Source organism: Asticcacaulis sp. (genome assembly GCF_051954415.1).
Classification (GTDB): Bacteria; Pseudomonadota; Alphaproteobacteria; order Caulobacterales; family Caulobacteraceae; genus Asticcacaulis.
This window is the reverse complement of record NZ_JBQCHT010000018.1, coordinates 1-24,098: the sequence shown is the minus strand read 5'-3', so window position 1 is coordinate 24,098 and position 24,098 is coordinate 1. Positions and strand designations below refer to the sequence as shown.

Genomic DNA, 24,098 nt, shown 5'->3' with positions numbered 1-24,098 from the left:
TCAGGGACGGTTCTGGGGCAGGCGCGATGTGTTGTTGGCGCAGCCTTTCAAAACCGTTTCCCCGATATGCACGATGGCTTTCAGCGGATAGCCACGGTCGCTCATGCCATCCGAGCAGCGTACCGGAGTCAGATAAATATCCATATCCTCGTCATGCCATTCGGCGCCGTCTTTATTAAGAATGAATGGTGCCGACACCGTGCGGCCAAGGTGCGAATCCGGGCTGGAAAAGACCAGGCGGCCATCACCGAACAGGATGTTCCAGAAGGGTTCTGTGCCCACCAGGGTGATGGATTTGTCGAGATCGACACCGCCCAATATATGCGCCGAACTGCCGGGAGGCGGTGTAATAGCCGACATGACGGCGGAGCCGGCGGCTGATTCGGCGCTGGCCACCTCCGCCTGATGCGCCGGAGAGCAAGCCGTTAAAGCCAGTAATGAGGTGGCAACAAAAAGAAGAGTGCGCATCAAATACCTCCGGAAGGTGTATGGTAACACCTTCCGGAGGCGCTTCAAGCCTTAAGCGGCATCCAGCAGCACGACCTCGGCGTCTTCCAGCGCCCGGATATCGAGCGAGGCTTCGTCCTTGATAGCCGCGCCGTCGCGTTCATCGAGTTCGACGCCATTGACGCTGACCTTGCCGCGCGCCACCACCAGATAGAGGTGGCGTGTCTGGCCTTCGGGAGCGGCGACCGGCGTGTAGGATTCGGACTGGTCCTTCAGCAGGGTGGCGCCGAGCAGACGGGCCGGCGTGCGGATCAGCAGGGCGTCTTCATCGCCTTTGAAGCCGGAGGCGAGGGTGACGAACTTGCCGGCACGGTCCCCCTTGGGAAAGGGCTTGGCGCCCCAGGCGGGCGGTTCACCGCGCACACTGGGCTCGACCCAGATCTGGAAGATCTTAGTGGTGTCGCTTTCCAGATTATATTCCGAGTGGCGGATGCCGGTGCCAGCCGACATTACCTGGACATCACCTGCTTCCGTGCGTCCCTTGTTGCCAAGGGAATCCTGGTGGGTAATGGCGCCTTCGCGGACATAGGTGATGATTTCCATGTCATTGTGCGGATGCGGGGGGAAACCGGTCTGTGACTTGATCTCGTCGTCGTTCCAGACGCGCAAGCTGCCCCAGCCCATCTTGGCCGGATCATAATAGGAGGCGAATGAAAAATGGTGCTTGGCATTCAGCCAGCCATGATTGGCGCCACCGAGTTGGTTGTAAGGTCTTTTATCGATCATGAGAAACGCTCCCTCTTGAACTGTGACCCGATATATAAGTGTAACTTGACCAATTACAATAGGCGTTTATTTTGTGAAAATGCGCGATCTTATTCGACCTGAATCAAGATCGATCACAACGGAAAAGCATGACCAGGTAAATGCGTGAATTGTCTCGCCATTCAGTTCCATGCTCGTAAAAACATCGCCATGTTCAATGGCTTCCGCAGCCCACATTCTGAGGCCAACGGCATTAAATCGTAGCAGGTTAGTAATGCCTCCTCGAATATGAGGAACCTTGGCGTAGTCAAGGAACACTAAATGTCCGCCATCTCGTAATATCAGATTTTTTGAAATGATATTCGGTTCGATTTCAGACAGGTGTTCGTACATCCTCAGCTCACTTCAAACGCCGCGCCACCCGTCTGGCCGCGATGCCTGAGGTAAGCATCGAGCAGCACGCAGGACATCATGGCTTCGGCCACCGGTACGGCGCGGATGCCGACGCACGGATCATGGCGGCCCTTGGTCAGCAGTTCGACCTCATTGCCTTTGACGTCGATGCTTTCGCGTTTGGTGAGGATGGAGGAGGTCGGCTTCAGCGCCATGCGCGCCACAACCGTCTGGCCGGTGGAAATGCCGCCCAGGATACCGCCGGCATGGTTGGACTTGAATGCCGGGCCGTCTGGCCCCATGCGCATTTCATCGGCGTTTTCCTCGCCCGAAAGTTCGGCCGCGCCGAAGCCTTCGCCGATCTCGACGCCCTTGCAGGCATTGATGCTCATCAGGGCCGAAGCCAGTTCGGAATCGAGCTTGCCATAGATCGGGGCGCCCCAGCCGGCGGGGATGCCTTCGGCCTGAACCTCGACCACGGCGCCGATGGAGGAGCCCGCCTTGCGGATGCCGTCGAGATAGTCTTCCCACAGGGTCACCGAGGCCGGGTCAGGGCAGAAGAAGGGATTGTTGCCGACCTCTTCCCAATCCCAGTTGCCGCGTGCCGCCTTGTGGATGCCGAGTTGTGATAAGGCCCCGCGCACCTTGACCTGCTCACCGACCAGTACCTGCAAAACTTTCAGCGCCACGGCGCCGGCCGCCACGCGCGCAGCGGTTTCACGGGCGGAGGAGCGGCCGCCGCCGCGATAATCGCGCACGCCGTACTTGGCGAAGTAGGTGTAATCGGCATGTCCGGGGCGGAACTGTTTGGCGATGTCGCCATAATCCTTCGAGCGCTGGTCCGTGTTCTCGATCAGGATGGAGATGGGCGTGCCGGTGGTGACGCCTTCGAAGACGCCAGAGAGGATTTTTGCTTCATCGGCCTCGCGGCGCTGGGTGACGAAACGCGAACCGCCCGGCTTGCGGCGATCCATGGCCCACTGGATATCCGCTTCGGAAAGCGCGATTCCCGGCGGGCAGCCATCGATGACGCAGCCCAGCGCCGGACCATGGCTTTCGCCCCAGGTGGTGACACGAAACAGATGACCGAAGGTATTGTGGGACATGGAATTGCAGCCTGTAGATTTCCCACTGGCTTTAGCCGCGTTTAACTGACCGTGCAATTTTTTTAGTGTGTAAAGGTTTGAATGTACGCCCATATATCGGTCAATTGGTTTCGGCTGAAAGTATTGTCATGGCTTGGCTTGGTAAAATTCCGTTCTGGCTGAAAACCCTGGTCGCCTTCGCGGCGGGTATCGGTGTGGCGCTGTACTGGGGCAAGGACGCCTTGCCCTTTCTCAATCCGATCGGCGATACCTTTATCCGCGCCATCAAGATGCTGGTGGCGCCGCTGGTCTTTTTCACTATCGCCGCTTCCATCGCACGCCTGGGGCATGGCGAGGAGGGGACTGGTGGCCGCGCGGTCAAGCTGGGCGCCCAGACCATCATCTGGTTCATGATTACCTCCGCAATCGCCGTTTCAGTAGGGCTCGCTATCGGCATCTATTTCCAGCCGGGCGCGGGCCTGGCCGGTCTGCCACTGGTCGTCGAGGCGCACGATCCGATCCCTGGCCCGGTTGAGGTCATAACCGGCATTGTGCCATCGAACATCTTCAAGAGCTTTGCCGATGGCAAGATACTCAGCATCGTCTTCTTCGCCATACTGGTAGGCGCGGCGCTCGGCGCTTTAGGTCAGAAAACCAAGGGCTTGTCGGATTTAATTGAGCAGGGCTCTCAGGTCATGTTCAGGCTGACGCGCTGGATAATCCAGCTAACGCCGATCGGGGTGTTCGGCCTGATCGGCTCGGTTGTGGCGAGCTACGGCCTGGAAGCGCTCAAGCCGCTGATTCCCTATATCGGCCTGATCTATCTTGGCTGTCTGACGGAAATTTTTGTTGTTTACCCGATCCTGCTCAAACTGCATGGCCTGCGGGTGACGGGCTTCTACAAGGGCATTTTCACCGCCCAGCAGACGGCTTTCTTCACCTGTTCCTCGATCGGCACCTTGCCGGTTTCCCTGGCTGTGGCGACAGAAAATCTGAAACTGCCGAAGTCCTATGCCGGTTTTGCCCTGCCGCTTGGTGCCAATATGAAGATGGACGGTTGCGGCGCCATCTATCCGGCGATTTCCTCGATCTTCATCGCCAACTATTTCCATATTGTGCTGACGCCGGAGCACTATCTGCTGATCGCCCTGGCCTCGATCCTGGGGTCTCTGGCCACAGCCGGCGTGCCCGGCGTGGCGACGGTCATGCTGACCGTGACGCTTTCCACGGCCGGCCTGCCGCTGGAAGGTCTGGCAATCCTGGCGGCGATCGACCGTATCCTCGATATGATGCGCACGGCAACAAACGTCACCAGCCAGATTCTGGTGCCGACTCTGGTGGCGCGCGAAAACGGCATGATCGAGAAGGACTCGCCTCTGTTGACAAAGCCGCCGGCTGCGGTTTCAGCGGCTGAGATTTAAAGCGGAATAGCGCTCAGGGCTTTACGCTGTATGCCATCCGCATCGAAATTGGCCGGATCAAGCCAGGCTTCGAGGCGCGCGCGGACCTGAGGCCATTCCTCCGCAATGACGGAGTACCATGCCGTATCGCGCCGACCTTCACGTGCCACCTGATGGTTGCGAAAGACGCCCTCGAAGCTGAAGCCCAGTCGCAACGCTGCGAGGCTCGATGGTATGTTGAGCTGGTTGCATTTCCATTCGTAGCGGCGATAGCCATGATCGAAAGCGTGCTTTATCATCAGATACATGGCTTCGGTCGCCACGGTGGAACGTTGCAGGGCCGGTGAAAAGGTGACGCCGCCAACCTCAACGCTGCCGTGCGTCAAATCATAACGCATAAAGCTGGCATGGCCGACCGGCTGCTCATTCTTCATAATAACAAAAGTATGTAAGCCTCTGTTTTTCTGCCAGTCCTGGATACTATCGTTGACGGCTTGGGCGCTGTCGAACGGGCCATAGGGCAGGTAGCTCCACATGCGGCCGTCATCCTCGACATAGGCGCTGTAAAGTCCTTCGGCATGAGCAATATCATAAGGCTCCAGCCGGCAGGTCCGTCCGAGGAGTTCCGTATCTGGCAATCGGGTGCAGCCCTGCCAACCCTCCACCGCCTTGCCAATGGGGTTGCCAAAGGCATCCTGGCGGATGCCAAGTGATGGGCTGAAAGTGTCGTAACTGAGTGCCATGTGCGAATCCCCGTTTATTTGCCGTTGTCATGGCACAGGTGAGGGGCGCGGGAAAATCGCATTTTGTTTTGGATTATGACGCCCAGCGCTGGCGGAAATCGGTGAGGACGTGACCGGCCGGACGAAGACTGTCGGGGCAGGCTTCCAGACGGATGTGCAGATCGCCGGCGGATGCTGTTTCCGTAGCCGGCAGTCCCTGGCCCTTCAGGCAGAGGCTGGCGCCTGAGGGTGTCCGAGTAGCAATACTGATATGTCGCGGCCCATGCGGGGTATCAATTGTCGTTTGACCGCCGCCACGCAAAAAGCGGCTTTCGATCGTGGCTATCATCCAGATATCCTCGCCCCAGACGCGGCAATCGTCATCTGTTTTGATGTGAATGCTGAAAAGCCTTTGTCCGGGATAGGCGTCACAGGCCAGATTGACCACGGCTCCATCCCTCAGGCCCGGCGGCAGTATAATGTGCAGGTTCCTGGTTTCGATCAAGGAGGCCAGGGGCTCGTCCGCTTCGGCAAATTCCAACGCCGGAACATTCATCGAAACGCTGCCGCCGAAAAGGGCTTGATGCAGGCTGATATGCAGAGGTCTCGCGCCATGAGACCGATGCTCGTTCCTGTCGAATTGTTGAGGAAAATCTGTCTGTTTTAAAGGTGTATTAGTGTCGGATGTCAGCATATCCCGCGCCAGGATCAGCCGCCTGAGTTGTGCGTCCGTGCCGCCATTCAGGTCCGGATGCGCCTGCTTCAGACGCTGACGGAAGGCGGCACGGATAGCTTCATCGGGGGCTGTAGCTGTCAGGCCCAGTTCTTCGAGCGCCTCGGCCTCTGTTTTTAACTCCGCCATCTTGAAGTTCTGGCCTCCGAAGTCCATTCTGAAACGCGTGGAGCCGGCGCTGATTTTCAGCGTCGTAGCCTGAAATTAATGCCTGATTATCCTTTTCAAAGTCTTAAGCCCGCCATGACCGATTCGCTGATCCCGCCCAGCCCTTCCGCCGATGAATATGCCGAGGCCCATGCGGCGCATGAGGCCGAGATCGATGCCGGCGAGCCCTTTGCCCTGTTCGGTCAATGGTTGAAAGACGCCGGTGCCAAGGAGTTGAATGACCCAAACGCGATGGCGGTCGCCACAGTCGATGCCGATGGCCTGCCTGATGTGCGCATGGTGCTGTTGAAGGATTTCGATGAGGCCGGTTTTGTCTTTTATACCAATACCTTGAGCGCAAAAGGTCAGCAATTGGCGCAGGATCCGAAGGCGGCGCTTTTGTTTCACTGGAAGTCCCTGCGTCGCCAGGTGCGCATCCGGGGCGAGGTGATGCGTGTCAGCGATGCCGAGGCCGATGCCTATTTCCACAGTCGCGCGCGGCAAAGCCAGATCGGCGCTTGGGCGTCTGATCAGTCACGGCCGCTGGAGAACCGGTTCGCCCTGGAAAAGAAGGTGGCGGAATATGGTTTGAAGTTCGGTCTGGGCAAGATCGATCGCCCACCGCACTGGACCGGCTTCCGCGTGGCCCCGCTCAGCATCGAATTCTGGCGCGACAAGCCCTTCCGCCTGCATGATCGCCTTCAGTTCCGCCGCGAGACAACCAGCGGCAACTGGTCGCGCACCAGGCTCTACCCCTGATTACCACCTGGCTGGATCGGTCCTATAAAAAGGCCGGATATCGATAACGCGCATCCCGGCGCGTTCCGCGGCTTCCATGCCTTCGTCACTGTCTTCGTAAGCCAGAACGAAACGGGGCGCGATTTCCAACCGTTCCGCAGCCAACAGGTAAAGATCGGGGGCTGGCTTGCCCACACCGGTATCCTCAATGGTCACAAAGGTATCGAGCATATCGTACACGCCGATGGCTTTCAGTGTGGCCTCGACAATAGAGCGCTGACCTCCGGAGGCGACGCCCAGCTTGAGCCGCCCATATTGGCTGCGCAGAATGTCGTGCGTGTAAGGAATTGGCTGGATGGCTGGCAGATGAGCCAGAAATGCCGCGGTATTGTGCTCGGCGACGGCCTGTTCATCAAAGGGCTTGCCTTGCGCCTGCTTCAATTCCTCCAGCAACTGATAGCGCGACAGGCCCAGTCGGGCGTGATAAAATTCCGCCTCAAAGACGACCTGATAATCCGCCAGAATGTCACGAAAAGCACGGAAATGAGCGCCGAAGGTATCGGCCAGGGTGCCGTCGCAGTCGAAGATTATTGCCTCAATATCGACGGGCAGGGAGGCGGGCGTCGTCATGCCTGTCATCTGGTAGACAAGACTGTGGAGGTCAAGGCTAATCTGCTTGCCAGGACGACAAAAGCGGCTTAGCCGGTTTGGCAGTTATGGAACTGAGGGAAAAGGTTTGTGTCGTTAAGTCAGGCTCTCGATTATCTCCGTGAAGGCGCCGACGAAGTGATTGAAACCTCGTGCGCGACCGTCGTGCTGAAGGGTGAACGGGCCTACAAGCTCAAGAAAAGCGTCGATTACGGTTTTCTTGATTTCACCACGCCGGAAAAACGCCGGACAGCCTTGCTGCGGGAACTGCGCTTCAATCAGCGCCTGGCGGCGGACATATATCTCGGCGTCGAGGAAATTGCCGGTGAGAGCATACTGGTCATGCGCCGTTTCGATACGGCCGGCGTCCTGGCGGCGCAAAGTGCCAGCCGGTCGCGCTGGATGCCGGATCCGGGCCAGATGCGGGATCTGGGGCGACTGATCGCCCGCTTTCATGCCGGCTCCGAGATATGCGGCGATAAGCACCACGTCAGCAATACAAAATATGTGATTGATTCAAATCGTGAAAACATAGCCTTGTTTCGTGAACAACTCGGAACTGACTTGGTTGACGCCTATGATAGGACCATACGGACGGCCTATGGCGAATTGGCGCCGGCCTTAGAGGCGCGGTTTGCAGGGGGCTTTGTCCGCCATTGCCATGGAGATCTGCATCTTGGCAATATCCTGATCGAGCATGGTAAGCCCGTCCTGTTCGACTGCATCGAATTCAATGACCGCCTGAGCCAGATTGACGTGCTGTATGACCTGGCCTTCCTGCTGATGGATCTGTGGGTGAGGGGGCATGAGGCGGCGGCCAATCTGGTGCTGAATATCTGGCTGGAGCAGGCGGCACGCCTTGAAGGGGATGCCTCAGCCGTTTATGCCGGGCTGAAATGCCTGCCGCTTTATGTGTCGATGCGCGCGGCCGTGCGCTGTCACGTCAGCGCAAATTCGGCACATGATCCTCATGGCGGCATGGACAAGGCCCGGATGTATCTCAAAGCGGCGCAGGACTTTCTGGAGATGCAGCCGGCACAACTGATGGCGATAGGCGGCCTGTCCGGTTCGGGCAAAAGCACGCGCGCTCGTCAGGAAGCGCCGCGGATCGGCCGGGCGCCCGGCGCCGTCATCCTGCGCAGCGATGAAATCCGCAAACGTCTGTGGGCCTGGCCAGAATATGACACCCTGCCGAAGGAAGCCTATTCGCCCGCTGAAAATGTGCGGGTCTATGATCATATGTTTGCCCTGACGCAGACCATTCTGACAGCCGGACAATCGGTTGTTCTGGATGCCACGTTTCGTGAATCTGCCTTGCGGGATCGTTGCGCAGACCTTGCGCGTCAGCAAAACGCGGCCTTTAAAGGGCTCTGGCTCGACCTACCGGCGGCGGTGCGCGGGCGTCGTGTCGCTGACCGCCTGAATGATGTCTCTGACGCAACGCCTGACATTGCTATCAACCAGCAAGATATTGATCTGTCAACGATTTTGTGGCATATTGAAAGCGCCTGAAAGTCCTGAAAATCATGTGTTTCAGGTCGGCCAATGCGGTTTCATAGCCGTGTAATAATGTTGAATATTTAACTTTCTTGCCGTTGTTTTTCGTGTTTTGAAGGTAAGGGCGTGACGCAAGCTTTCCTTGAGCTAATTTGCGTTGACCAAAACCCGCCATAGCCTGGGAGGTGCCGAGTGTCCGATCCGCATTCCGATAATGCCTATAATGGCACGCCGCATAAGGCGCGGAAGAAGGGATTTGCCTTTGCGCACCTGGCGTTCATGGTTTCGGTCATCACGGCTCTGTTCCTTCTGGGCACAATGATGATCACGCATCTGGGCTATATCAGCCTGGATTTGGGGTTCAAGACGCTGACCCTGGGTATCGGTCCGCGTATGGCGATGGTGGCCTTGGCCGTGGCAGCGCTGTCCCTGCTGATTTCACTTTTCAAGTGTCCAAAGTACCGTGCGCCCTGGGCCCTGGCGGCAGTTGTGATCGCTGGCGGTCTGCTTGGCGGCTATGCCTGGTATCACAAATTGCTCAAGGATTATCCGCCTATTGCCGACGTTGCCACCAACTGGGATCGGCCGCTGAGCTTTTCGGATAAGATGGTGACGTTAAGAGGCCGGGATGCCTTGCCGATCGAGGATTTGCCGCGGGTGCCGCGCAACGAATCGCTCGATTGGGGGGGGAAAACCATTGCCGCCATCAACGAAGCGACCTGCCCAGCCGCGAAGACAATCGATAATCTGGTCGTAACAGAAGATCAGATTCCGGCGATTGTCACCATGCTTAAGCAGAACCACTATACGGTTTTCGGCACCTCTCCCTGGCGCGTGGAAGCCACCTACCAGGACAATTTCTACGGTTTCAAATCGGATATCGTCATCCGGATTGACCCGCGCAGCGTCGATGTTCGCTCGGTAAGTCGTTACAATATTCCCGATCTCGGTGCGAACTGTCGCCGCGTCACCGAAATCGTCCAGAAAATCAGAGCCATGCCGTTTCCCGCTGCAGCGGCTGGCTGATCTAACGGCTGGCTCACGGTTTGCTTCCCTCCTGAGAAATCAGGACGGGATAGACATGAATTCGGCACTTTTTATATATTTATCAAAGCGTTCGCAGCGGATTGTAACCGCGCTGCTCAGTCTTCTTTTGATACATGTTCTGGCTGCCAGTTACCAGCCGGAAGCGGTTACATCGACCACATATGTCCATGTAAGACGTTAGAAACGATGCGTCGAATCTGCATCTGTTCTGATATTTTTGCCAATTTGAGTCTGCTGGCAACGCAAAATCGCCTGAAATAATTTTCGGCATAACATACCTATTTGGGGGAATTTATTTGCCTCCGCCCCGATGATGCGGCGCTTCATATCTTTGTTTCTATCATTTGATTTTAAAAGAAATACTATGAATTTAGCTTTCTGAATTACGCGTATTCGTGTTGGTCAAATTAACCGGAAAACGATAATAATAGTTTCCCTAAGGTAATGTTTCGCGTGTGACTTTATTGAAACAGGTTGCAATTGATATCGACAAAAATATGTCGCGCGATTGACGGATTTGCGACAGGGGGCTTTAACTTCATTAACAGCGTGTAATGCTGGAAACTGCGGTGGGTGCGCCTACACCCTCATGTAACCCGGAGAAACAAGTGAAAAAATTATCTTTGCGATCTGGCCTTCTGGCCACGACGACGATCTGCGGTGCGGCGTTGTCGACAATGGCCGCCGGCGCCCTGGTAGCGACCGTCGCCACAATGCTTCCAGCCACTGCTCAAGCCCAGGACTACACCTCGGGTGCTGTGGTTATTTCGATTGATGATGCAAGTGGAAATCCTGTTCCCGGCGCGACTGTCATTTTGAAGTCGCAAGCGCAAGGTATCACGAAAACCCTGACCACTAGCGCCAGTGGTACGGCTACGGCTACTGGGCTTGCTCCCGGTGAATATGATGTCACGGTGTCGGCGAACGGCTTCGATACCTATGAGGGCACCGCTTCGGTAGTTGTTTCACAGCAGGTTACCTACACCTACGCTTTGAACACGACCGGTGCCGATGTGAGCACTGTCATCACAGTTAAAGGTAAACGCGTCCGTCAGGATTTCAACAAGACGACCAATGGCCTTTCCGTTGATCTGACGACACTGACATCGCAACAAGCCATTGGCCGTAGTGTCCAGGCTGTCACGCTTTTGGCGCCGACGACCGTGAATTCGACGGCGTTTGGTGAGCCTTCCATCGGCGGTGGTTCGGCGGCTGAAAACGCCTTCTACATCAACGGCTTGAACGTTACCAACCCCGACACCTTCGTTGGTGGTGCAGAAGTACCTTTTGATTTCTACAAGACCATTGACGTCCAGACCTCAGGTTATCCGGCTGAATTTGGCCGTGCGACCGGCGGCGTAGTTAACGCGACGACAAAGTCGGGTACCAACGATTTCATGTTCGCCGTTCACGGCAATTTTGCGCCGGACGCCCTGCGCAGCAACCGTTTTGCGACCGAGGACACGACCAGCCCGATCAAGTATCGTAAGGACGACCTGAATTCGATCTCGGTTGAATCCGGTGGCGCCCTGATCAAGGACAAGCTATTCCTTTACGGCCTAGTTCAGATCAACGACAATAAGTCGTCCTTCGCCAGCACTTCATCTCATACCTGGGAGCAGGACAAGAGCAGTGATCCGTTTTATGGCCTAAAGGCTGACTGGTACATTACCCCAGGTCAGCATCTTGAATTGACCTATTTCGACACGACTACGACGGAAAAACAGACTCGTTACAGTTATACGGGTTCTAAGTCGGATGGCTCCGATGGAGCTATCGGAGACGTTCTGGGGGAAGCCATTCAAAAGACAGGCGGTCCGAGCTGGGTAGCTAAGTATACCGGCAATATTACCGATTGGCTGACGATTTCCGCGGCTTACGGCGATACAAAGGATAGCAATGACTTTACGTCAGCTGACCCAAGCCAGCCCTACGCTATTTCCTATAATTCCAGCACTGGCCGTTTTGATCGCATTTCAAAGCTTCAGCCTTACAGCGCGGCTTCAACGATCGATGATTGGGAACGCAAGTTCTATCGCGGTGATGCGGATATCCGCTTTGAGGGCCTCGGTCGCCATCACGTTCGCCTTGGCTTCGACCACGAGGACGTGAGCATGGATAAGCGTACCCAGTTGCCGGGTGCTCAGCCGATCCGTTATTACCTGCTGCCTGATTACAGCTACGGCTATATCATCTATGAGCGTCTGGGTGGACACGTTTCCGGTCAGGCAACATCATATTATATCCAGGATTCTTGGGATGTTACGTCCACTCTGAACCTGCAAATCGGTTTGCGTAATGATGATTTCAAGGAGTTTAACCTTTCAGGTGAACAGTTCCTCAACCTAACCGGCAATCTGGCCCCGCGCCTCGGTATTAGCTGGCGTCCGAGCGAAGATTCGGCATGGCGCTTTACGGCGTCTTACGGCCAGACCTTCATCCCGCCTGCGATGAACCTGGGTTTCCGCGGCAAGGATCTCTACTTCGCCGAAGGCTATGATATGCCGGCTGGTGGCTATACCTATGATCCAACAACTGGTTTGCCTATTGATATGGGTACGCCTAACGGCGCTATTTATGGTGACTCGCCATGTCCGGACAGCGATGTCGAAAGTGCGCCGGTTGGTCTTATCAATGGCGGTAACTTCTGTACCGTATTTGGTAATGGCACCCAAGAGCCGGCAGCTCAAAAAGCGGCAGTCGGTCTGAAGGCCACCCGTGAAACGGAAGTGACGCTTGGTTCGACCTATCGCGCTAACGATATGTGGACCTTGGGTCTGACCTATGTTCACCGTTCGCTGGATCGCGTTTCGGAAGACACTGATTTTGCCCCGCAAATCAATGAATACTGTTCTGCCCATGCAACGGCCGCTCAACTCGCTGATGGTGCCTGTCAGTATGCTAACGAATATCACGTCTGGAATCCGGGCGATTCGGTAACGATTAATACCTTCCACACTCTGCCGGACGGTACGACGCAACTGAAATTCACGAACCTCGGCTTTGAAACGCCGAAGCGTGATTATGACGCCGTCACTTTTGACTTCAAGCGGGCTTTCGATGGTAAATGGGGTCTGCAAGGATCCTACACCTGGTCCAAGTCCTACGGCAACTATGAGGGTACTGTTCTGACAGTTGGTGATGGTACATCCCAGGAGGACGCCGGCTCCACCCTGCTGTACGATTATCCAGGCCTGCAGGAAAACGCGACCGGTTATCTGCCGAACAGCCGTGATCATGCTTTCAAGCTGTGGGGCTCTTATGCCATTACGCCTGATCTATTGATCGGTGCCAATCTCCAGGTTATCTCGCCGGGTTATCTGTCTTGCCTGGGCACCTATCCTGATCCCACCAACACAGCTTCGGGTTACCAAGCGGTGTCGCACTTCTGCTATCCGGCAAGCGGTGGCCCGACCTCTATCCCGACTCCGATGGGCAAGGGGGCCAAGACGGATTGGACGAAGACCATTGATCTGCATGTTTCCTACACGGTGCCAAATACGGTCGTCATGGGCGGTAAACTGGTTCTGCGTGCCGACATCTTCAATCTGTTTAACGACAAGGAAGTCACGTCGCGTGATATGACTTCTGATATGGGAACATTTAATCCTGATTTCGGCGACCCAACTTCTCCGACTGGGAACAATCTGTTTACTCCAAATCCGCACTACAAGGAGCCCTACAGCTATAACTCTTCGCGTTATATGCGTATCGGCTTCGATCTTAGCTACTAAGATTAAGGCCTCGGGGCTTTCATCTAAAACGACGGCGGGAGGGAGACCTTCCGCCGTTATTTTTTTGTCGGGCTTTTTCTTATGTGTGGATCACGCGTATAAGCCGTCGTATCGCTCACAATAGAGAGGCATCCTGATGACTTCCTACCCCAAGCCACGTATCCAATTGATAATGGCGGCACGTAAGGCGCTCGACCGACGCGGTGCGGCGGCCATCATTCGTGACGATCTGGCGGTCGGTGCCACTTCAGGTAAAGAGTGGCGTGAGGTGTCCGATATAGCGACGCAACTGGGTGAGTTTGGCCTGGCCCTGGAAGCGGCCACCCGTTACACCGCGACGGCGCCGCATGACATGGATTATGTGTTCTTTACAGCGATGACTCTGTCACGCATGGGGCGGCATGAGGAGGCACTGCGCCAATTGGACGTGTTGTCGGAAAAGGACCAGTCGCATCCGGCCGTGTTGCATTTTCGGGCGATGACGGCTACCCGATTGGGCGACTTTGCCGGCGCGGAGACTTTCTTGCGGCGTGCCATTGCGATTTCGCCCGCACCCGTACAATGGCTGGCGCTGTCAGTGGCAAAGAAATTTGCAACCGGCGATCATGATATTGCCCAAATGGAAGCGGTCCTGCCCAGGGTAGGGCGCGCGCCTGCAGACGTCAGGGCGCAATTATTCTATGCGCTTGGCAAGGCCTATGATGATGCCCGCGATGTAGAAAAAGCCAATTGGGCTTATTCCAGTGGGGCTGCTTTAATGCGTCATGCAGGTGGCGCGCCGAATGGGGAGTTGTGGAACAACTTTGTTACGCGTCTTATAGACGGCTACAAAAAAGAAAATCTTGCCTCTTTGAAGCCATCTGATGCTGATGGCAGCCGGATGATTTTCGTTACGGGGTTCCCACGTTCCGGCACGACTTTGGTTGAGCAAATTCTAACAAGCCACTCACAGGTTTGCGACGGCGCTGAGTTGAACCTTTGGCCCGTTGCCTTGATGCCGGCGGGCGAACCGGCCTTTGATAGTGCGACAGCGTATAAACACGCCGAGCAAACGCGGCAATCTGCTGTTGCCGGTGATTTCACATTTGAAGATGCCGTCGCTTACCAGAATCGATCAAAGAGTGCAGACCCTTGGGGGGATATAGGCCAAGACTATCTGCATATGGTGGATGAACGTTTTGGAACGAATGGTCATGTCGTAGACAAAACCTTGAACCTTGGCAGCTTTATGGGGCTCCTCATGCATGCGTTGCCCGGAGCGAAGGTGCTATGGTTGAGGCGAAGGCCTGAAGACTGTGCCTTGTCAATATATCGATTGTACTCTCAATTAGGGACATTGCCCTGGACGTATTCGGCAAAAGACATCGCAGACTTTTTCCGCGCTGAAGATCGGTTGTACGAACACTGGACGCAAATGTTTCCCGACCGTATTATGACAGTGTCGTATGAAGCCTTGGTATCCGAGCCAAAAGACGGGATAAGGCGTATTTTAGGTCACGCAGGCCTTGGTGAGGAGCCTCAAATCTTCGAACCACATAAATCGAAGCGAGCTGTTTCGACCGCAAGTATGGCGCAGGTCAGATCACCTATTTCGACCAATAGAATTGGAGCTTCTGATGATTATAGAGTATTCACTGACGAATTCCGAAAAGCTTACTACGGCTGAAGTAAAAGCCCGCCGACTTTAATCGGCGGGCTTTTACTTATCTCACTGTCGCCTGATAGGCTTCCGGGGCCAAGACGCTGGCGCCTTGTTCGCGCAGGCGTTCGTCACGGACCTGGGACATCACCGCTTCGGCTTTCGGGTCGCTCATCGCCCAACCGAGGAAGGATAATGCCTCGAGGCCATTCATGCCCATATGGACGCTCTGTTTTGTGGCGCCGAAGAGGCCGGGTTCGGTGTCGTAGTCAACCAGCCGTACCTCGGTCTTGCTGTCGATCTTGGCCAGGCCTTTGGCGACATCGACGGCATCATAAAAGCCGCCGAGCTTATCCACCAGCTTCAGGCTAAGCGCCTGTTCGCCGGTCCAGACACGGCCCTTGGCGATATCGCGCACAGTGGCTTCCGGCAGCTTGCGGCCGGTGGCGACATGGGTGACGAAGCCATTATAAATCTCGTCGATCCAGCCGGAGAGAGCGGCGCGCTGCGTCGGCGAAAACCCCTGTGTCTGGCTGAATGCCTGGCTGTAATCGCCGCCCACCGAGATGTCGCGGTTATCGACTCCAAAGCGCGCCAGGGCGTCGCCGATGGCAAACTTGCCGCCGAAGACGCCGATCGAGCCGGTGAGGGTGCTTGGGTTGGCAACGATGGATGAGGCGCCGGACGACACCCAGTAGCCACCGGAAGCGGCATATTCGCCCATGGAGACGACCACGGGCTTGCCCGCGGCCTTGGCGGCCTGCATGGCCTCCGCGATCTGCTCCGAAGCCGTATCGGAACCGCCCGGCGAGGAGACGCGGAAGACGATGGCCTTGACGCTCTTGTCCTTGGCGGCCTTGTAGAAGGCGCCAGCGATTTCATCCGAAATCATGCCGGGCTCGCTGTTGAAGCCGCCGCCGCTGCCGGCGCGACCGGTCATGATGGCGCCTTCGCCGTCAATTACGGCAATGGTCTCGCCGGAGAAGGACGGCGTCAGGGCGCTTTCGTAATCGCCGATATCCATGATTTCGGCGCCCTTGCCGGCACGCTTAATGGCGGCATCCTCAGCATCTTGCACCTGTCCGAGCTGGTCAACCAGGCCAAGCTTAAGCGCCTGTTCGGCGCCATAGGGACCGGCCTCCAGAGTGGCTTGCAATTTGCCAGCATCGGCGCGCCGATCGGCGGCGACATTATTGATCATCGAATGATAGATACTGTTCATCCAGCCCAGCGTCGCTTCGCGGTGTGCCGGGGTATAATCACTGTAGAGATACGGATTGACCGCGTTCTTGAACTCATAGCGCTGTTCGTATTCGGCCTTGACGCCGTACTTGTCGAAAGCGCGCTTGAGGAACATGGTCGAGGTGGCGATGCCGGTGACCTGGAAGGACGAATGCGGCTGCATCCACAGATTGCCGGAAGAGGCGCCAAGCATGTAGGACGCCACGACCATGGTATCCGGATAAAGGCCCTGGCTGTGGGCGATGACCGGCTTGTTGGCGCGGCGGACATAGACGATGGCGTTGCGGATTTCCTCGGCGGCGGAAGGCGACATGCCGCCTTCGGGCAGGCGGATAAAGACGCCCTTGACGCGCGCATCATCTGCCGCATGGTGCAGGGTGGTGACCACATCCATGGTCGAGAGGCTCTTGCCCATCAAAAAGGCGAAGGGGGTATTGCGGCTCTGGTCGGTCATCTTCTGGCGCAGGTCGAGCGACAGGACGACTGCCTCCGGCACCTTGGGCTTGGCGGCCGAGGCGATCATGACCACCGCGCCGATCGGCAGGGCCACAAAGACGATCAGCAGGGCCACGACGACGGCTGCGAGCGTTATAAAGAACTGTTTCATGCGTAACCCAAAGCCCCCCATAGATATTCGGTAGACAGCATAGCCGTTAATGCGGTCAGGTCAAATGAAGAGGTTGTCATGCGGCGTGTTCAGGTCGCAATGTGGCCGTGCCGCACCGGAGATCAGAACTTGACGCGGCCGGGGCGTTTCTGCGTCGGCGGGCGGTCGTGGGCGTGACGGACATCGCCTTCGCAGTGCGGGCAGGATACACCCTTGATATAGCTGGGCTGCTGCTGGTCTTCGGCGGTGAGGGCATGATCGCAATGCAGGCAAAGCGCGGCGGTCTGCGACGGCTGGAGGCTGTGGTCAACCGCAATGCGTTCGTCGAAGACAAAGCATTCGCCCTGCCAAAGCGATTGCTCGACCGGCACGTCCTCGAAATATTGCAGGATACCGCCCTTGAGGTGATAGACGTCCTCGATGCCCTGGTCGATCAGCCAGGAGGTATATTTCTCGCAGCGAATGCCGCCGGTGCAAAAGGTGGCGACCTTCTTGCCTTTCAGCAGTCCGGCATTGTCGCGTGTCCACTGAGGGAGGTGCTTGAAGTTTGGAATATTGGGATCGAGCGCTTTCTCGAACGTGCCGAGATTGACCTCATAATCATTGCGCGTGTCGATGATCACCACATCGTTGCGCGTGATCAGGGCATTCCAGTCCTTCGGCTCGATATACTGCCCGAAACGCTTCATAGAGACCGGTTCGCCGATGCCGATGGTTTCCTTCTTCAATCGGACGCGCAGTTTCCCAAACGGTTGATAGTCGGCATAGGATTCCTTCCAGGTGACGGGTGCACCGATCAGGTCATTTTGCAGATAATCGAGAAATGCGTCTATGGCCTCCCGCGTGCCGGCCATGGTCGAATTGACACCTTCGGCGGTGATCAGCAGGGAACCCTTGATGCCCAGGGTGTTCAGGCGGTCATACAGCTGCATCCGCATGGCTTCGAAATCGGGGAAATCGAAGAAGTGATAAAAGGCGGCGATGACGACGGGGGGCTGGGGTTGAGCGGTCTCGAACATGGCGCGGACCTATCATATTTCAGAGAAAGCGCCAATCCCGGATAAACGCAGCCTGGCCATGATGGACACCCTGGCTATCGACCACATTCCACAAGGTCGTGTTCCGGATATGAAAGCGCTGGCCAGTGCTGGCAATACGTATGCCGGTATAGTCATCTACCCAGCCTCTGGCGAGCGCCGCTTTCAGCAAGGCATTACGGTCGGACTGAATATCGCTGGCCACTTCGGCGCTCAGACGCGAGGGCAGGCGGATGAAAGCCTCCCAGTCCATTTCCCACAGCCTGAGCGCCCGGGCATTGGCATAACGGAAGATGGGATCGGCCTCGGTCCCGTGTGAGACAATGGCCTGGGGCGCATCAAACACCGCCTGGGCCAGTTCTGCGTCTGTCAGTATGGCTGCGTTGGTCGCCCCCAGAATCGACTCGCCGGTAAAGCGCTGAAAGCTGTTCGCCATCAGTCGGTTATAGGCAATAACTGTGGGCAAAAGATAAGCTGGCATGGCCTTATCAATGACTGAGGGCCATAAAACACAACAATTTTGGCCAATGATCCACAAATAAAGCTTTGGCAGCGGCACCTTGCCGCGAAAAAGTTGTTGCAGGGGATTGCTTTGGGCAAAACCTTGCGCTATTTCCACGCCTCTCGCGGCGACACGCTTAGCTGGCGGGACCGGCTATATGCTGGGGAATGGTGTAATGGTAACACTCCGGTTTTTGGTACCGTCATTCTAGGTTCGAGTCCTAGTTCCCCAGCCACGCTTTCCGATTTCCTGCTTATGATCTTCTTATGATTAAGGCGCTGAGCCTTCGTGATTTTTTACGATTTATTTCGTCATGATGATCAAGCGACATTCGCTTCTGTATGGAGGAAAGAATGGGCTATTATGATCGTGACAGATATCGCGCTTCAGACTCACCAGCGATTTCCTGGCCGGGGATTGTCCTGATAGTCGTTTTGGCAATTATCGCCTTCTACCTGATCGATGACGGCATAGGCATATATCGCGGTGGTGCGGATGTGATATACCCTGCCAGTCACGCGGAAGAGTATCAGCCTTCACCTGGCCCGGACGCCTACGCAACCAAATAGGTAGGGTGGCCGATAATCACCGCCAAGCCATAAGGTCCGTCTTCAGACGCAGGCCGACGATCACGGCATCGTCAATATCCGTTCGGCCATAAGGGTTCTGCACATATTGCAGGTCGGGCTGGAGGGACAGGCCGTCGCGGATATCCCAGCGGTAGGTCAGTTCATAGGTGATCTCGCGCTTGAGGGTTTCACCCGTAGATGCCTGATATGGCGCACCAAAATTTGCGGCGGCGACGGCAAAGCCCAGTTGATCGCTGTCGTGCCCCCTGATCGGCCCCGTATAGACAAGGCCGCCGCCGACATAATCGGCAATCGCCATCAGTTGGTCATTGGCCAGGCCGGCGCGGACCCAGCCCTTGAGGCCGTGGTCATCATTGCCTGTGATGGTAAAGCCGGCCTGCACATAAGCGCCGCCATTGTCATCAGAGGTGCCGGTGCTATCGAGACGGTCGAGGGTGGCTGTGTTCTTCCAGGCGCCCAGTTTCACGAAGCCGCCGGTGAAATCGTACTGATATTCACCGACCCAGTGACTGCCTTCCTCGGCCGACAGCTTGATGTAGACAAACTTCTTGTTGTCGTACGGATCACCCGGCACGCCGTCGAAGACGCCGGCGCGGACGGTCTGATGGGAGGTAAAGTGCCACTGCCCGACCAGGCCGAGTCCGGTCGTGGGGAAGATGGAGGGACCGGTCTGCGAATAATCGACACCGATGCCGTGCGAGGCATTCAGAAAGACCGTGGCATTATCCTGCACGTCGAATATGCCATTGAGATTGATCAGGCCGGCCATGACATAGGCTTTATCGTCACCAAAGGTCTTTTTCCCATAGACTTCAAACAAGCGCCAGCCATCCGGACAATCGATATTGGAGGTGACCTGCACATCGCCGACCCGGTTGGCGGAAAAATCGTCTCCGAAATCACCCAGCACATAGCCGAAGGCTTCCCAGCCGCTGTCATTCTGCCAATGCGCGGTCAGGTCAAGATTGCTCAATCCGCTGGAGCCGACGTCAAGCCCGCCCTTGACGAGGGAATCGACCTCGGTGGTCAGGGCCGCGCTCGTTTCAATCTCGCCGGCGCGGGCTTTCTGGGAAAAGACGGCGGCCGCGATCAGCAGGGCGATAAAGCCGTAAAAACCGATCGCCGAGGATTGACGGTGAGGACGCAGGGAGGACATGAGGTCACACGGGTAAGCTGTTACTTTACCTGCATTATTCCACAAAAAGGCTACTTTTGAGTGAACGCCGTTATCGAAATCGGGCCAATTAATCGTCCCAGCCGGCCCCTTGCGGATCGGGGGTATAGGGCAACAGGTCGCAGGTCATAAACACGACATCCAGCCAGCGGTCGAATTTGAAACCGGCGCGGGGCAGGCTGCCGGTATAGTCAAAACCGCACGCCTTATGCACGCCGATCGAGGCCAGGTTTTCGCTATCGCCGATCACCGCAATCATGCTGTAAAGGCCGCGTTTGGTGCAGAGCTCCATCAGTTTCAGCAGCAGCGCCTTGCCGATGCCGCGGCCGGTGGCTTCCGGCGCCAGATAAATGCTGTCCTCCACGACATATTTATAGGCTGGGCGGGTGCGAAAGGGCGCGGCATAGGCATAGCCGAGCACCTTCCCGTTCTCCTCCGCCACCAGATAAGGCAGGCGTAGTTTCTGTACAGCGTGAAAACCGGCGAGCATTTCCCTTTCGGGCGGTGCTTCCAGGGCGAAAGTGCCGGTGCCGTGCAATACATTCCAGGCATAGATGGCGGTGATGGCGATAAAGTCCTCTTCCGTCGCCGGGCGCATATCGATCATGCTGTGCGTCCTATAGCCCAGATGGCGAAGGCGTAGTCGAAGGCGATTTCCTTCAGGAACTCAAACCGGCCGGAGGCTCCGCCATGACCGGCCTCCATATTGATCTTGAGCAGCATGGGCGACTCCGAGGTAGATTTCTCACGCAATTTGGCGATCCACTTCATCGGCTCCCAGTAGGTGACGCGAGTATCGCTTAGGCCGCCGGTGGCCAGGACGGGCGGGTAGGGCCTGGCCTCGATATTGTCATAAGGGCTGTAAGACGCGATGTAGGTGTAGGCTTCCTCGTCCTCCAGCGGATTGCCCCATTCCGGCCATTCCGGCGGGGTCAGGGGCAGGGAGATGTCGCTCATCGTATTGAGCACATCCACGAACGGCACCGCGCCGATGACGCCCGCCCACAGGTCGGGGCGCAGATTGGTGACCGCGCCCATAAGCATCCCGCCGGCCGAACCGCCATAGGCGACAATCCGCCCGCGCGTGCCGTAGCCGGCGTCGCAAAGGCTTTCGGCGCAGGCGATGAAGTCGGTGAAGGTGTTTATTTTCTTGTATTTGCGGCCATCCAGAAACCAGCCATAGCCCTTTTCCGATCCGCCACGAATATGGGCGATAGCATAGACCCAGCCGCGATTGACGAGGCTTAATGAGCGGATCGAAAAGCCTGGGTCCATCGGAATCCCGTAGGAGCCATAGGCATAGAGCATCAGCGGCGCGGAGCCATCGAGCGGCGTATCCGCCTTCATCAGGGCCGTGATGGGCACCTGCTGGCCATCGATTGCTGTGGCATAAAGCCTCCGGGCGACATAGTCTTTCGGATTGTGGCCCGAGGGAATGACCTGGACCTTGCGCAAAACCTGCTCACGCGTTTCCATATTGTAGTCGAAGGTCTGGGCTGGCGTGGTGGGGGAGGTATAGCTGTAGCGCAGGATATCGGTATCGTATTCATAACCGCCGGCCGCGCCCAGGCTGTAGGCTTCCTCGGCCACCGAAATCTCATGCTCGGCCATATCGGCCTTGCGCGTGATAACAATGCGGGTATTGGCATTCTCGCGCTCGACGCGGATCATGTGGCGCTTATAGACGCCGGAACCGGTGATGTAGATGCCGGGGCGATGCGGCACCAGATCGGTCCAGGTCTCGCGCGTGGGCTTTTCGGCGAACGATACCATCAGCTTGAAATCGATGGCGCCGTCGGCATTGGTGCGGATGACGAAGCGGTCATCCCAGTGATCGATGTCGTACTGGATGCCGTCTTCGCGCGGCTGGACGCAAAAGGGCTCAGCTTCGGGCGTTTTGGCCGGGATCAGCCAGGTTTCGTTAGTCTCGTGGTTGCCGCCGCCGATGCTGATGAAGGCGTCGGAACTGAGCGTGCCGACATGCAGGAAGAACCCTTCGTCCGGCTCGTCATAGACCAGTACGTCTTCGCCACCTCTGGCTGGCCGGCGATAGACCTTGGCCGGGCGGGAGTTTTCATCGCGCCAGGTCCAGAAGATGTATCGGGAATCCGGCGAGAAGGTGAAGCCGCCGTCACAGCTTTCGATTGGGTCCGGCAGGATTTCGCCGGTCGCCAGGTCTTTCACATAGACGGTGTAATATTCCGAGCCTTGCGTGTCCTCGCCCCAGGCAAAGAGGGTATGGTCCGGGCTGTGTTGGGCATCCGAGGTTTCGTAGAAATCCTTGCCTTTCGCGCGTTCATCTTCGTTGAGCAGGATTTGCTCAGCCGTGTGGGTACCATCGATGGCAGGAAGCGGAGTCGGAAACGCCGCCTGAGTGCGCGGACGGCGGGCAATAATCGGATGCTGAGCGCCTGTCTCGAAGCGCGAATAGTATTCGAAAGCGCCATCGGGTGAGGGGACGCTGGCATCGTCTTCCTTGATGCGCCCCTTCATCTCGGCGAAAATCTCGTCCTGCAGGGCTTTCGTGCTCTTCAGAACGGCGGCGGAATAGGCATTCTCCTCGACCAAAGCCGACTTGATATCGGCGCGGATCAGGCCGGGGTCGCGCAGCACGGCCTGCCAGTTATCGTCCTTCATCCAGTGATAATCATCGACGCGCGTGTGGCCAAGCTGGGTGATCTCGAACGGCTGGCGTACCGGCGTGGGTGCGACGGGCAGGAGGGCGGCTGTCTTTGGGGAAGCGGACACTGGAATATTCCTTGATCGGGAGTGTGGCGGCAAAACCAGCCTGCGTCATAAAACGGTGACCCGGCGCGGTCAAAATGAAACTTCTGGGCTGAGGCGGCTTTTCAGGTCTGAATTCACCTGACAGATTGAGAAGGCGGCGCCGTGGCGCACGATTGGGGTAGAGGATTGACCCGATCCGGAAATATCGTCAAATGGCTTTAAGGTTTTTTGGGGGAAAGCGTGATGATGGATGTTGACCTGACCGTGGCCCTGATCAAGGCGACCGTCCAGATCGATCAGCCGATCAGCGAGGCCAAGCGCATGGTCGGCACCGGGTTTCTGGTATCCGTTCCGAAGGCCGACGGCACGAGCGAAGTCGTTCTGGTCACTGCCGCCCACGTTTTCGAAAAGATGCCTGCCGCTGATGTCCGTATCGGTTGGCGCGTCCAGGGCGTCAAGGGAAACTGGAGCTATGTGCCCTCCACCATGACCATCCGCACGGTGAATGGACCGGCCTGGTATCAGCATCCGGCGCAGGATATCGCCATCATCCCGGTCAATGTGCCGGAGGGCTTGCGCGATTCCGCCATTCCGGCCGACTGGCTGGCCGATGACGCCACCTTCGTCAATGAGCGCGTGGCGGCGGGCGACGAGATGATGACTCTTGGCTATCCGCATGGCCTTTCCGCCAATGTGGCCGGTTTCCCGATCCTGCGCGCTGGCCGCCTGGCTTCATGGCCGGTGGCGCCTTCGGCCACTTATCCCACCTTCCTGATCGATCTGACGGCTGTGCCGGGTAATTCCGGCGGGCCGGTCTTCATGACGTCCCAGGGCGACAAGGGACACGCCTTTGTTGCCGGGGTGCTGATCAAACAGGTCGAGGATGACAATCAGCGTTTGGAACTGGGCGTAGTGACGGATGCGGTATTTGTGCGCGAAACCATCAACCTGATGCTGAAGGCGCAAGGGACGGGCCTTAATCCGTCGGCCAGCCTGAAGCCGGCCGCGCCGGCGCCGATGCGGACACCGGGCGGCGCCACAACCGATACGCAGGATATGACGCGACGCGTGACCGATACGGTTGGTCAGGCGGCCAAACCGTCACAAGGCGAGGGCGGAGAGCAGGTAACGCCAAACTAATTGGTTTGTACGTTGCTTAGGCTTTGCGGAACCAGTCAGCGTCATAGCCACGGTCAGCCAGCAGGTCTTTAGCCTTGGGCAAAG

At 57.0% G+C, this 24,098-nt stretch carries 20 protein-coding genes and 1 tRNA gene; 8 read left to right on the top strand and 13 right to left on the bottom strand.

Annotated elements, in window-relative coordinates; genetic code table 11:
* The 4 genes from ACTHND_RS05865 to aroC form a co-directional block, all read right to left on the bottom strand.
* Entirely contained in the window at nt 1-468 is a 468-nt protein-coding gene (locus ACTHND_RS05865; protein ID WP_440176694.1) for a hypothetical protein, read from the bottom strand.
* A gap of 51 nt (nt 469-519) precedes the next feature.
* Nucleotides 520-1,233 carry a pirin family protein gene (locus ACTHND_RS05860; protein WP_440176692.1) on the bottom strand — a complete coding sequence of 238 codons (714 nt, stop codon included), beginning with the start codon at nt 1,231-1,233 and terminating at the stop codon, nt 520-522.
* 66 nt (nt 1,234-1,299) lie between these two features.
* Nucleotides 1,300-1,605, bottom strand: coding sequence for a hypothetical protein (locus ACTHND_RS05855; protein ID WP_440176690.1), 306 nt, complete (start codon nt 1,603-1,605; stop codon nt 1,300-1,302).
* 2 nt (nt 1,606-1,607) lie between these two features.
* Nucleotides 1,608-2,711, bottom strand: coding sequence for a chorismate synthase (gene aroC, locus ACTHND_RS05850; protein WP_440176688.1), 1,104 nt, complete (start codon nt 2,709-2,711; stop codon nt 1,608-1,610).
* A 128-nt stretch (nt 2,712-2,839) separates the two neighbouring features.
* Between aroC and ACTHND_RS05845 the strand changes: the two genes are divergently transcribed.
* Entirely contained in the window at nt 2,840-4,111 is a 1,272-nt protein-coding gene (locus ACTHND_RS05845) for a dicarboxylate/amino acid:cation symporter (RefSeq protein WP_440176686.1), read from the top strand.
* On the opposite strand, the gene ACTHND_RS05840 is transcribed toward ACTHND_RS05845, so the two are convergent.
* Both ACTHND_RS05840 and ACTHND_RS05835 read right to left on the bottom strand, forming a co-directional pair.
* Complete coding sequence (locus ACTHND_RS05840; protein ID WP_440176684.1) at nt 4,108-4,833, bottom strand: GNAT family N-acetyltransferase; 726 nt, start codon at nt 4,831-4,833, stop codon at nt 4,108-4,110. The genes ACTHND_RS05845 and ACTHND_RS05840 overlap by 4 nt on opposite strands.
* A gap of 73 nt (nt 4,834-4,906) precedes the next feature.
* On the bottom strand, nt 4,907-5,674 hold the full coding sequence (locus ACTHND_RS05835; RefSeq protein ID WP_440176682.1) for a DnaJ C-terminal domain-containing protein: 768 nt from the start codon (nt 5,672-5,674) through the stop codon (nt 4,907-4,909).
* Between the two features lie 114 nt (nt 5,675-5,788).
* Between ACTHND_RS05835 and pdxH the strand changes: the two genes are divergently transcribed.
* The gene (pdxH, locus tag ACTHND_RS05830) at nt 5,789-6,451 is read left to right on the top strand and encodes a pyridoxamine 5'-phosphate oxidase (protein WP_440176680.1); all 663 of its coding nucleotides are present in this window, start codon (nt 5,789-5,791) and stop codon (nt 6,449-6,451) included.
* On the opposite strand, the gene ACTHND_RS05825 is transcribed toward pdxH, so the two are convergent.
* Complete coding sequence (locus ACTHND_RS05825) at nt 6,452-7,060, bottom strand: HAD family hydrolase (RefSeq protein ID WP_440176677.1); 609 nt, start codon at nt 7,058-7,060, stop codon at nt 6,452-6,454. It lies immediately after the preceding gene.
* Nucleotides 7,061-7,168: 108 nt separating this feature from the next.
* Here ACTHND_RS05825 and ACTHND_RS05820 point away from each other — a divergent pair, with 108 nt between their 5' ends.
* The 4 genes from ACTHND_RS05820 (at nt 7,169) to ACTHND_RS05805 (ending at nt 15,022) form a co-directional block, all read left to right on the top strand.
* A complete protein-coding gene (locus tag ACTHND_RS05820; protein WP_440176675.1) occupies nt 7,169-8,590 on the top strand; it encodes an AAA family ATPase in 1,422 nt (473 codons plus the stop codon).
* Between the two features lie 177 nt (nt 8,591-8,767).
* Nucleotides 8,768-9,601 (top strand): DUF1499 domain-containing protein, encoded by an 834-nt coding sequence (locus ACTHND_RS05815; protein ID WP_440176673.1) that lies wholly within the window; start codon nt 8,768-8,770, stop codon nt 9,599-9,601.
* 629 nt (nt 9,602-10,230) lie between these two features.
* Nucleotides 10,231-13,356, top strand: a complete 3,126-nt coding sequence (locus ACTHND_RS05810; RefSeq protein ID WP_440176671.1) for a TonB-dependent receptor — start codon at nt 10,231-10,233, stop codon at nt 13,354-13,356.
* A 136-nt stretch (nt 13,357-13,492) separates the two neighbouring features.
* On the top strand, nt 13,493-15,022 hold the full coding sequence (locus ACTHND_RS05805) for a tetratricopeptide repeat-containing sulfotransferase family protein (RefSeq protein WP_440176669.1): 1,530 nt from the start codon (nt 13,493-13,495) through the stop codon (nt 15,020-15,022).
* 37 nt (nt 15,023-15,059) lie between these two features.
* On the opposite strand, the gene sppA is transcribed toward ACTHND_RS05805, so the two are convergent.
* The 3 genes from sppA to ACTHND_RS05790 all read right to left on the bottom strand — a co-directional run bounded on the left by sppA (nt 15,060) and on the right by ACTHND_RS05790 (nt 18,362).
* Nucleotides 15,060-16,844: a signal peptide peptidase SppA gene (gene sppA / locus ACTHND_RS05800; RefSeq protein ID WP_440176667.1), complete on the bottom strand. Its 1,785-nt coding sequence runs from the start codon at nt 16,842-16,844 to the stop codon at nt 15,060-15,062.
* 122 nt (nt 16,845-16,966) lie between these two features.
* Nucleotides 16,967-17,863: an oxygen-dependent tRNA uridine(34) hydroxylase TrhO gene (gene trhO, locus ACTHND_RS05795; RefSeq protein WP_440176665.1), complete on the bottom strand. Its 897-nt coding sequence runs from the start codon at nt 17,861-17,863 to the stop codon at nt 16,967-16,969.
* 19 nt (nt 17,864-17,882) lie between these two features.
* Entirely contained in the window at nt 17,883-18,362 is a 480-nt protein-coding gene (locus ACTHND_RS05790; RefSeq protein WP_440176663.1) for an MEKHLA domain-containing protein, read from the bottom strand.
* A gap of 182 nt (nt 18,363-18,544) precedes the next feature.
* On the opposite strand from ACTHND_RS05790, the gene ACTHND_RS05785 reads away from it, so the two are divergent.
* Nucleotides 18,545-18,618 (top strand) — tRNA-Gln (locus ACTHND_RS05785).
* 350 nt (nt 18,619-18,968) lie between these two features.
* Here ACTHND_RS05785 and ACTHND_RS05780 read toward each other — a convergent pair.
* The 3 genes from ACTHND_RS05780 to ACTHND_RS05770 all read right to left on the bottom strand — a co-directional run bounded on the left by ACTHND_RS05780 (nt 18,969) and on the right by ACTHND_RS05770 (nt 22,895).
* Complete coding sequence (locus ACTHND_RS05780) at nt 18,969-20,129, bottom strand: carbohydrate porin (protein WP_440176661.1); 1,161 nt, start codon at nt 20,127-20,129, stop codon at nt 18,969-18,971.
* Between the two features lie 88 nt (nt 20,130-20,217).
* On the bottom strand, nt 20,218-20,754 hold the full coding sequence (locus ACTHND_RS05775; RefSeq protein WP_440176659.1) for an N-acetyltransferase family protein: 537 nt from the start codon (nt 20,752-20,754) through the stop codon (nt 20,218-20,220).
* Complete coding sequence (locus ACTHND_RS05770; RefSeq protein WP_440176657.1) at nt 20,751-22,895, bottom strand: S9 family peptidase; 2,145 nt, start codon at nt 22,893-22,895, stop codon at nt 20,751-20,753. Before ACTHND_RS05770 ends, ACTHND_RS05775 begins: the two co-directional genes overlap by 4 nt.
* A 222-nt stretch (nt 22,896-23,117) precedes the next feature.
* Between ACTHND_RS05770 and ACTHND_RS05765 the strand changes: the two genes are divergently transcribed.
* Entirely contained in the window at nt 23,118-24,014 is an 897-nt protein-coding gene (locus tag ACTHND_RS05765; RefSeq protein ID WP_440176655.1) for a S1 family peptidase, read from the top strand.
* Nucleotides 24,015-24,098: the final 84 nt, after the last annotated feature.

What these genes read in the sequence shown, in the direction of transcription:
- ACTHND_RS05865 (WP_440176694.1), bottom strand. Translation starts at nt 468, where the DNA reads ATGCGCACTCTTCTTTTTGTTGCCACCTCATTACTGGCTTTAACGGCT.
- ACTHND_RS05860 (WP_440176692.1), bottom strand. Translation starts at nt 1,233, where the DNA reads ATGATCGATAAAAGACCTTACAACCAACTCGGTGGCGCCAATCATGGC.
- ACTHND_RS05855 (WP_440176690.1), bottom strand. Translation starts at nt 1,605, where the DNA reads ATGTACGAACACCTGTCTGAAATCGAACCGAATATCATTTCAAAAAAT.
- aroC (WP_440176688.1), bottom strand. Translation starts at nt 2,711, where the DNA reads ATGTCCCACAATACCTTCGGTCATCTGTTTCGTGTCACCACCTGGGGC.
- ACTHND_RS05845 (WP_440176686.1), top strand. Translation starts at nt 2,840, where the DNA reads ATGGCTTGGCTTGGTAAAATTCCGTTCTGGCTGAAAACCCTGGTCGCC.
- ACTHND_RS05840 (WP_440176684.1), bottom strand. Translation starts at nt 4,833, where the DNA reads ATGGCACTCAGTTACGACACTTTCAGCCCATCACTTGGCATCCGCCAG.
- ACTHND_RS05835 (WP_440176682.1), bottom strand. Translation starts at nt 5,674, where the DNA reads ATGGCGGAGTTAAAAACAGAGGCCGAGGCGCTCGAAGAACTGGGCCTG.
- pdxH (WP_440176680.1), top strand. Translation starts at nt 5,789, where the DNA reads ATGACCGATTCGCTGATCCCGCCCAGCCCTTCCGCCGATGAATATGCC.
- ACTHND_RS05825 (WP_440176677.1), bottom strand. Translation starts at nt 7,060, where the DNA reads ATGACGACGCCCGCCTCCCTGCCCGTCGATATTGAGGCAATAATCTTC.
- ACTHND_RS05805 (WP_440176669.1), top strand. Translation starts at nt 13,493, where the DNA reads ATGACTTCCTACCCCAAGCCACGTATCCAATTGATAATGGCGGCACGT.
- sppA (WP_440176667.1), bottom strand. Translation starts at nt 16,844, where the DNA reads ATGAAACAGTTCTTTATAACGCTCGCAGCCGTCGTCGTGGCCCTGCTG.
- trhO (WP_440176665.1), bottom strand. Translation starts at nt 17,863, where the DNA reads ATGTTCGAGACCGCTCAACCCCAGCCCCCCGTCGTCATCGCCGCCTTT.
- ACTHND_RS05790 (WP_440176663.1), bottom strand. Translation starts at nt 18,362, where the DNA reads ATGCCAGCTTATCTTTTGCCCACAGTTATTGCCTATAACCGACTGATG.
- ACTHND_RS05780 (WP_440176661.1), bottom strand. Translation starts at nt 20,129, where the DNA reads ATGTCCTCCCTGCGTCCTCACCGTCAATCCTCGGCGATCGGTTTTTAC.
- ACTHND_RS05775 (WP_440176659.1), bottom strand. Translation starts at nt 20,754, where the DNA reads ATGATCGATATGCGCCCGGCGACGGAAGAGGACTTTATCGCCATCACC.
- ACTHND_RS05765 (WP_440176655.1), top strand. Translation starts at nt 23,118, where the DNA reads ATGATGGATGTTGACCTGACCGTGGCCCTGATCAAGGCGACCGTCCAG.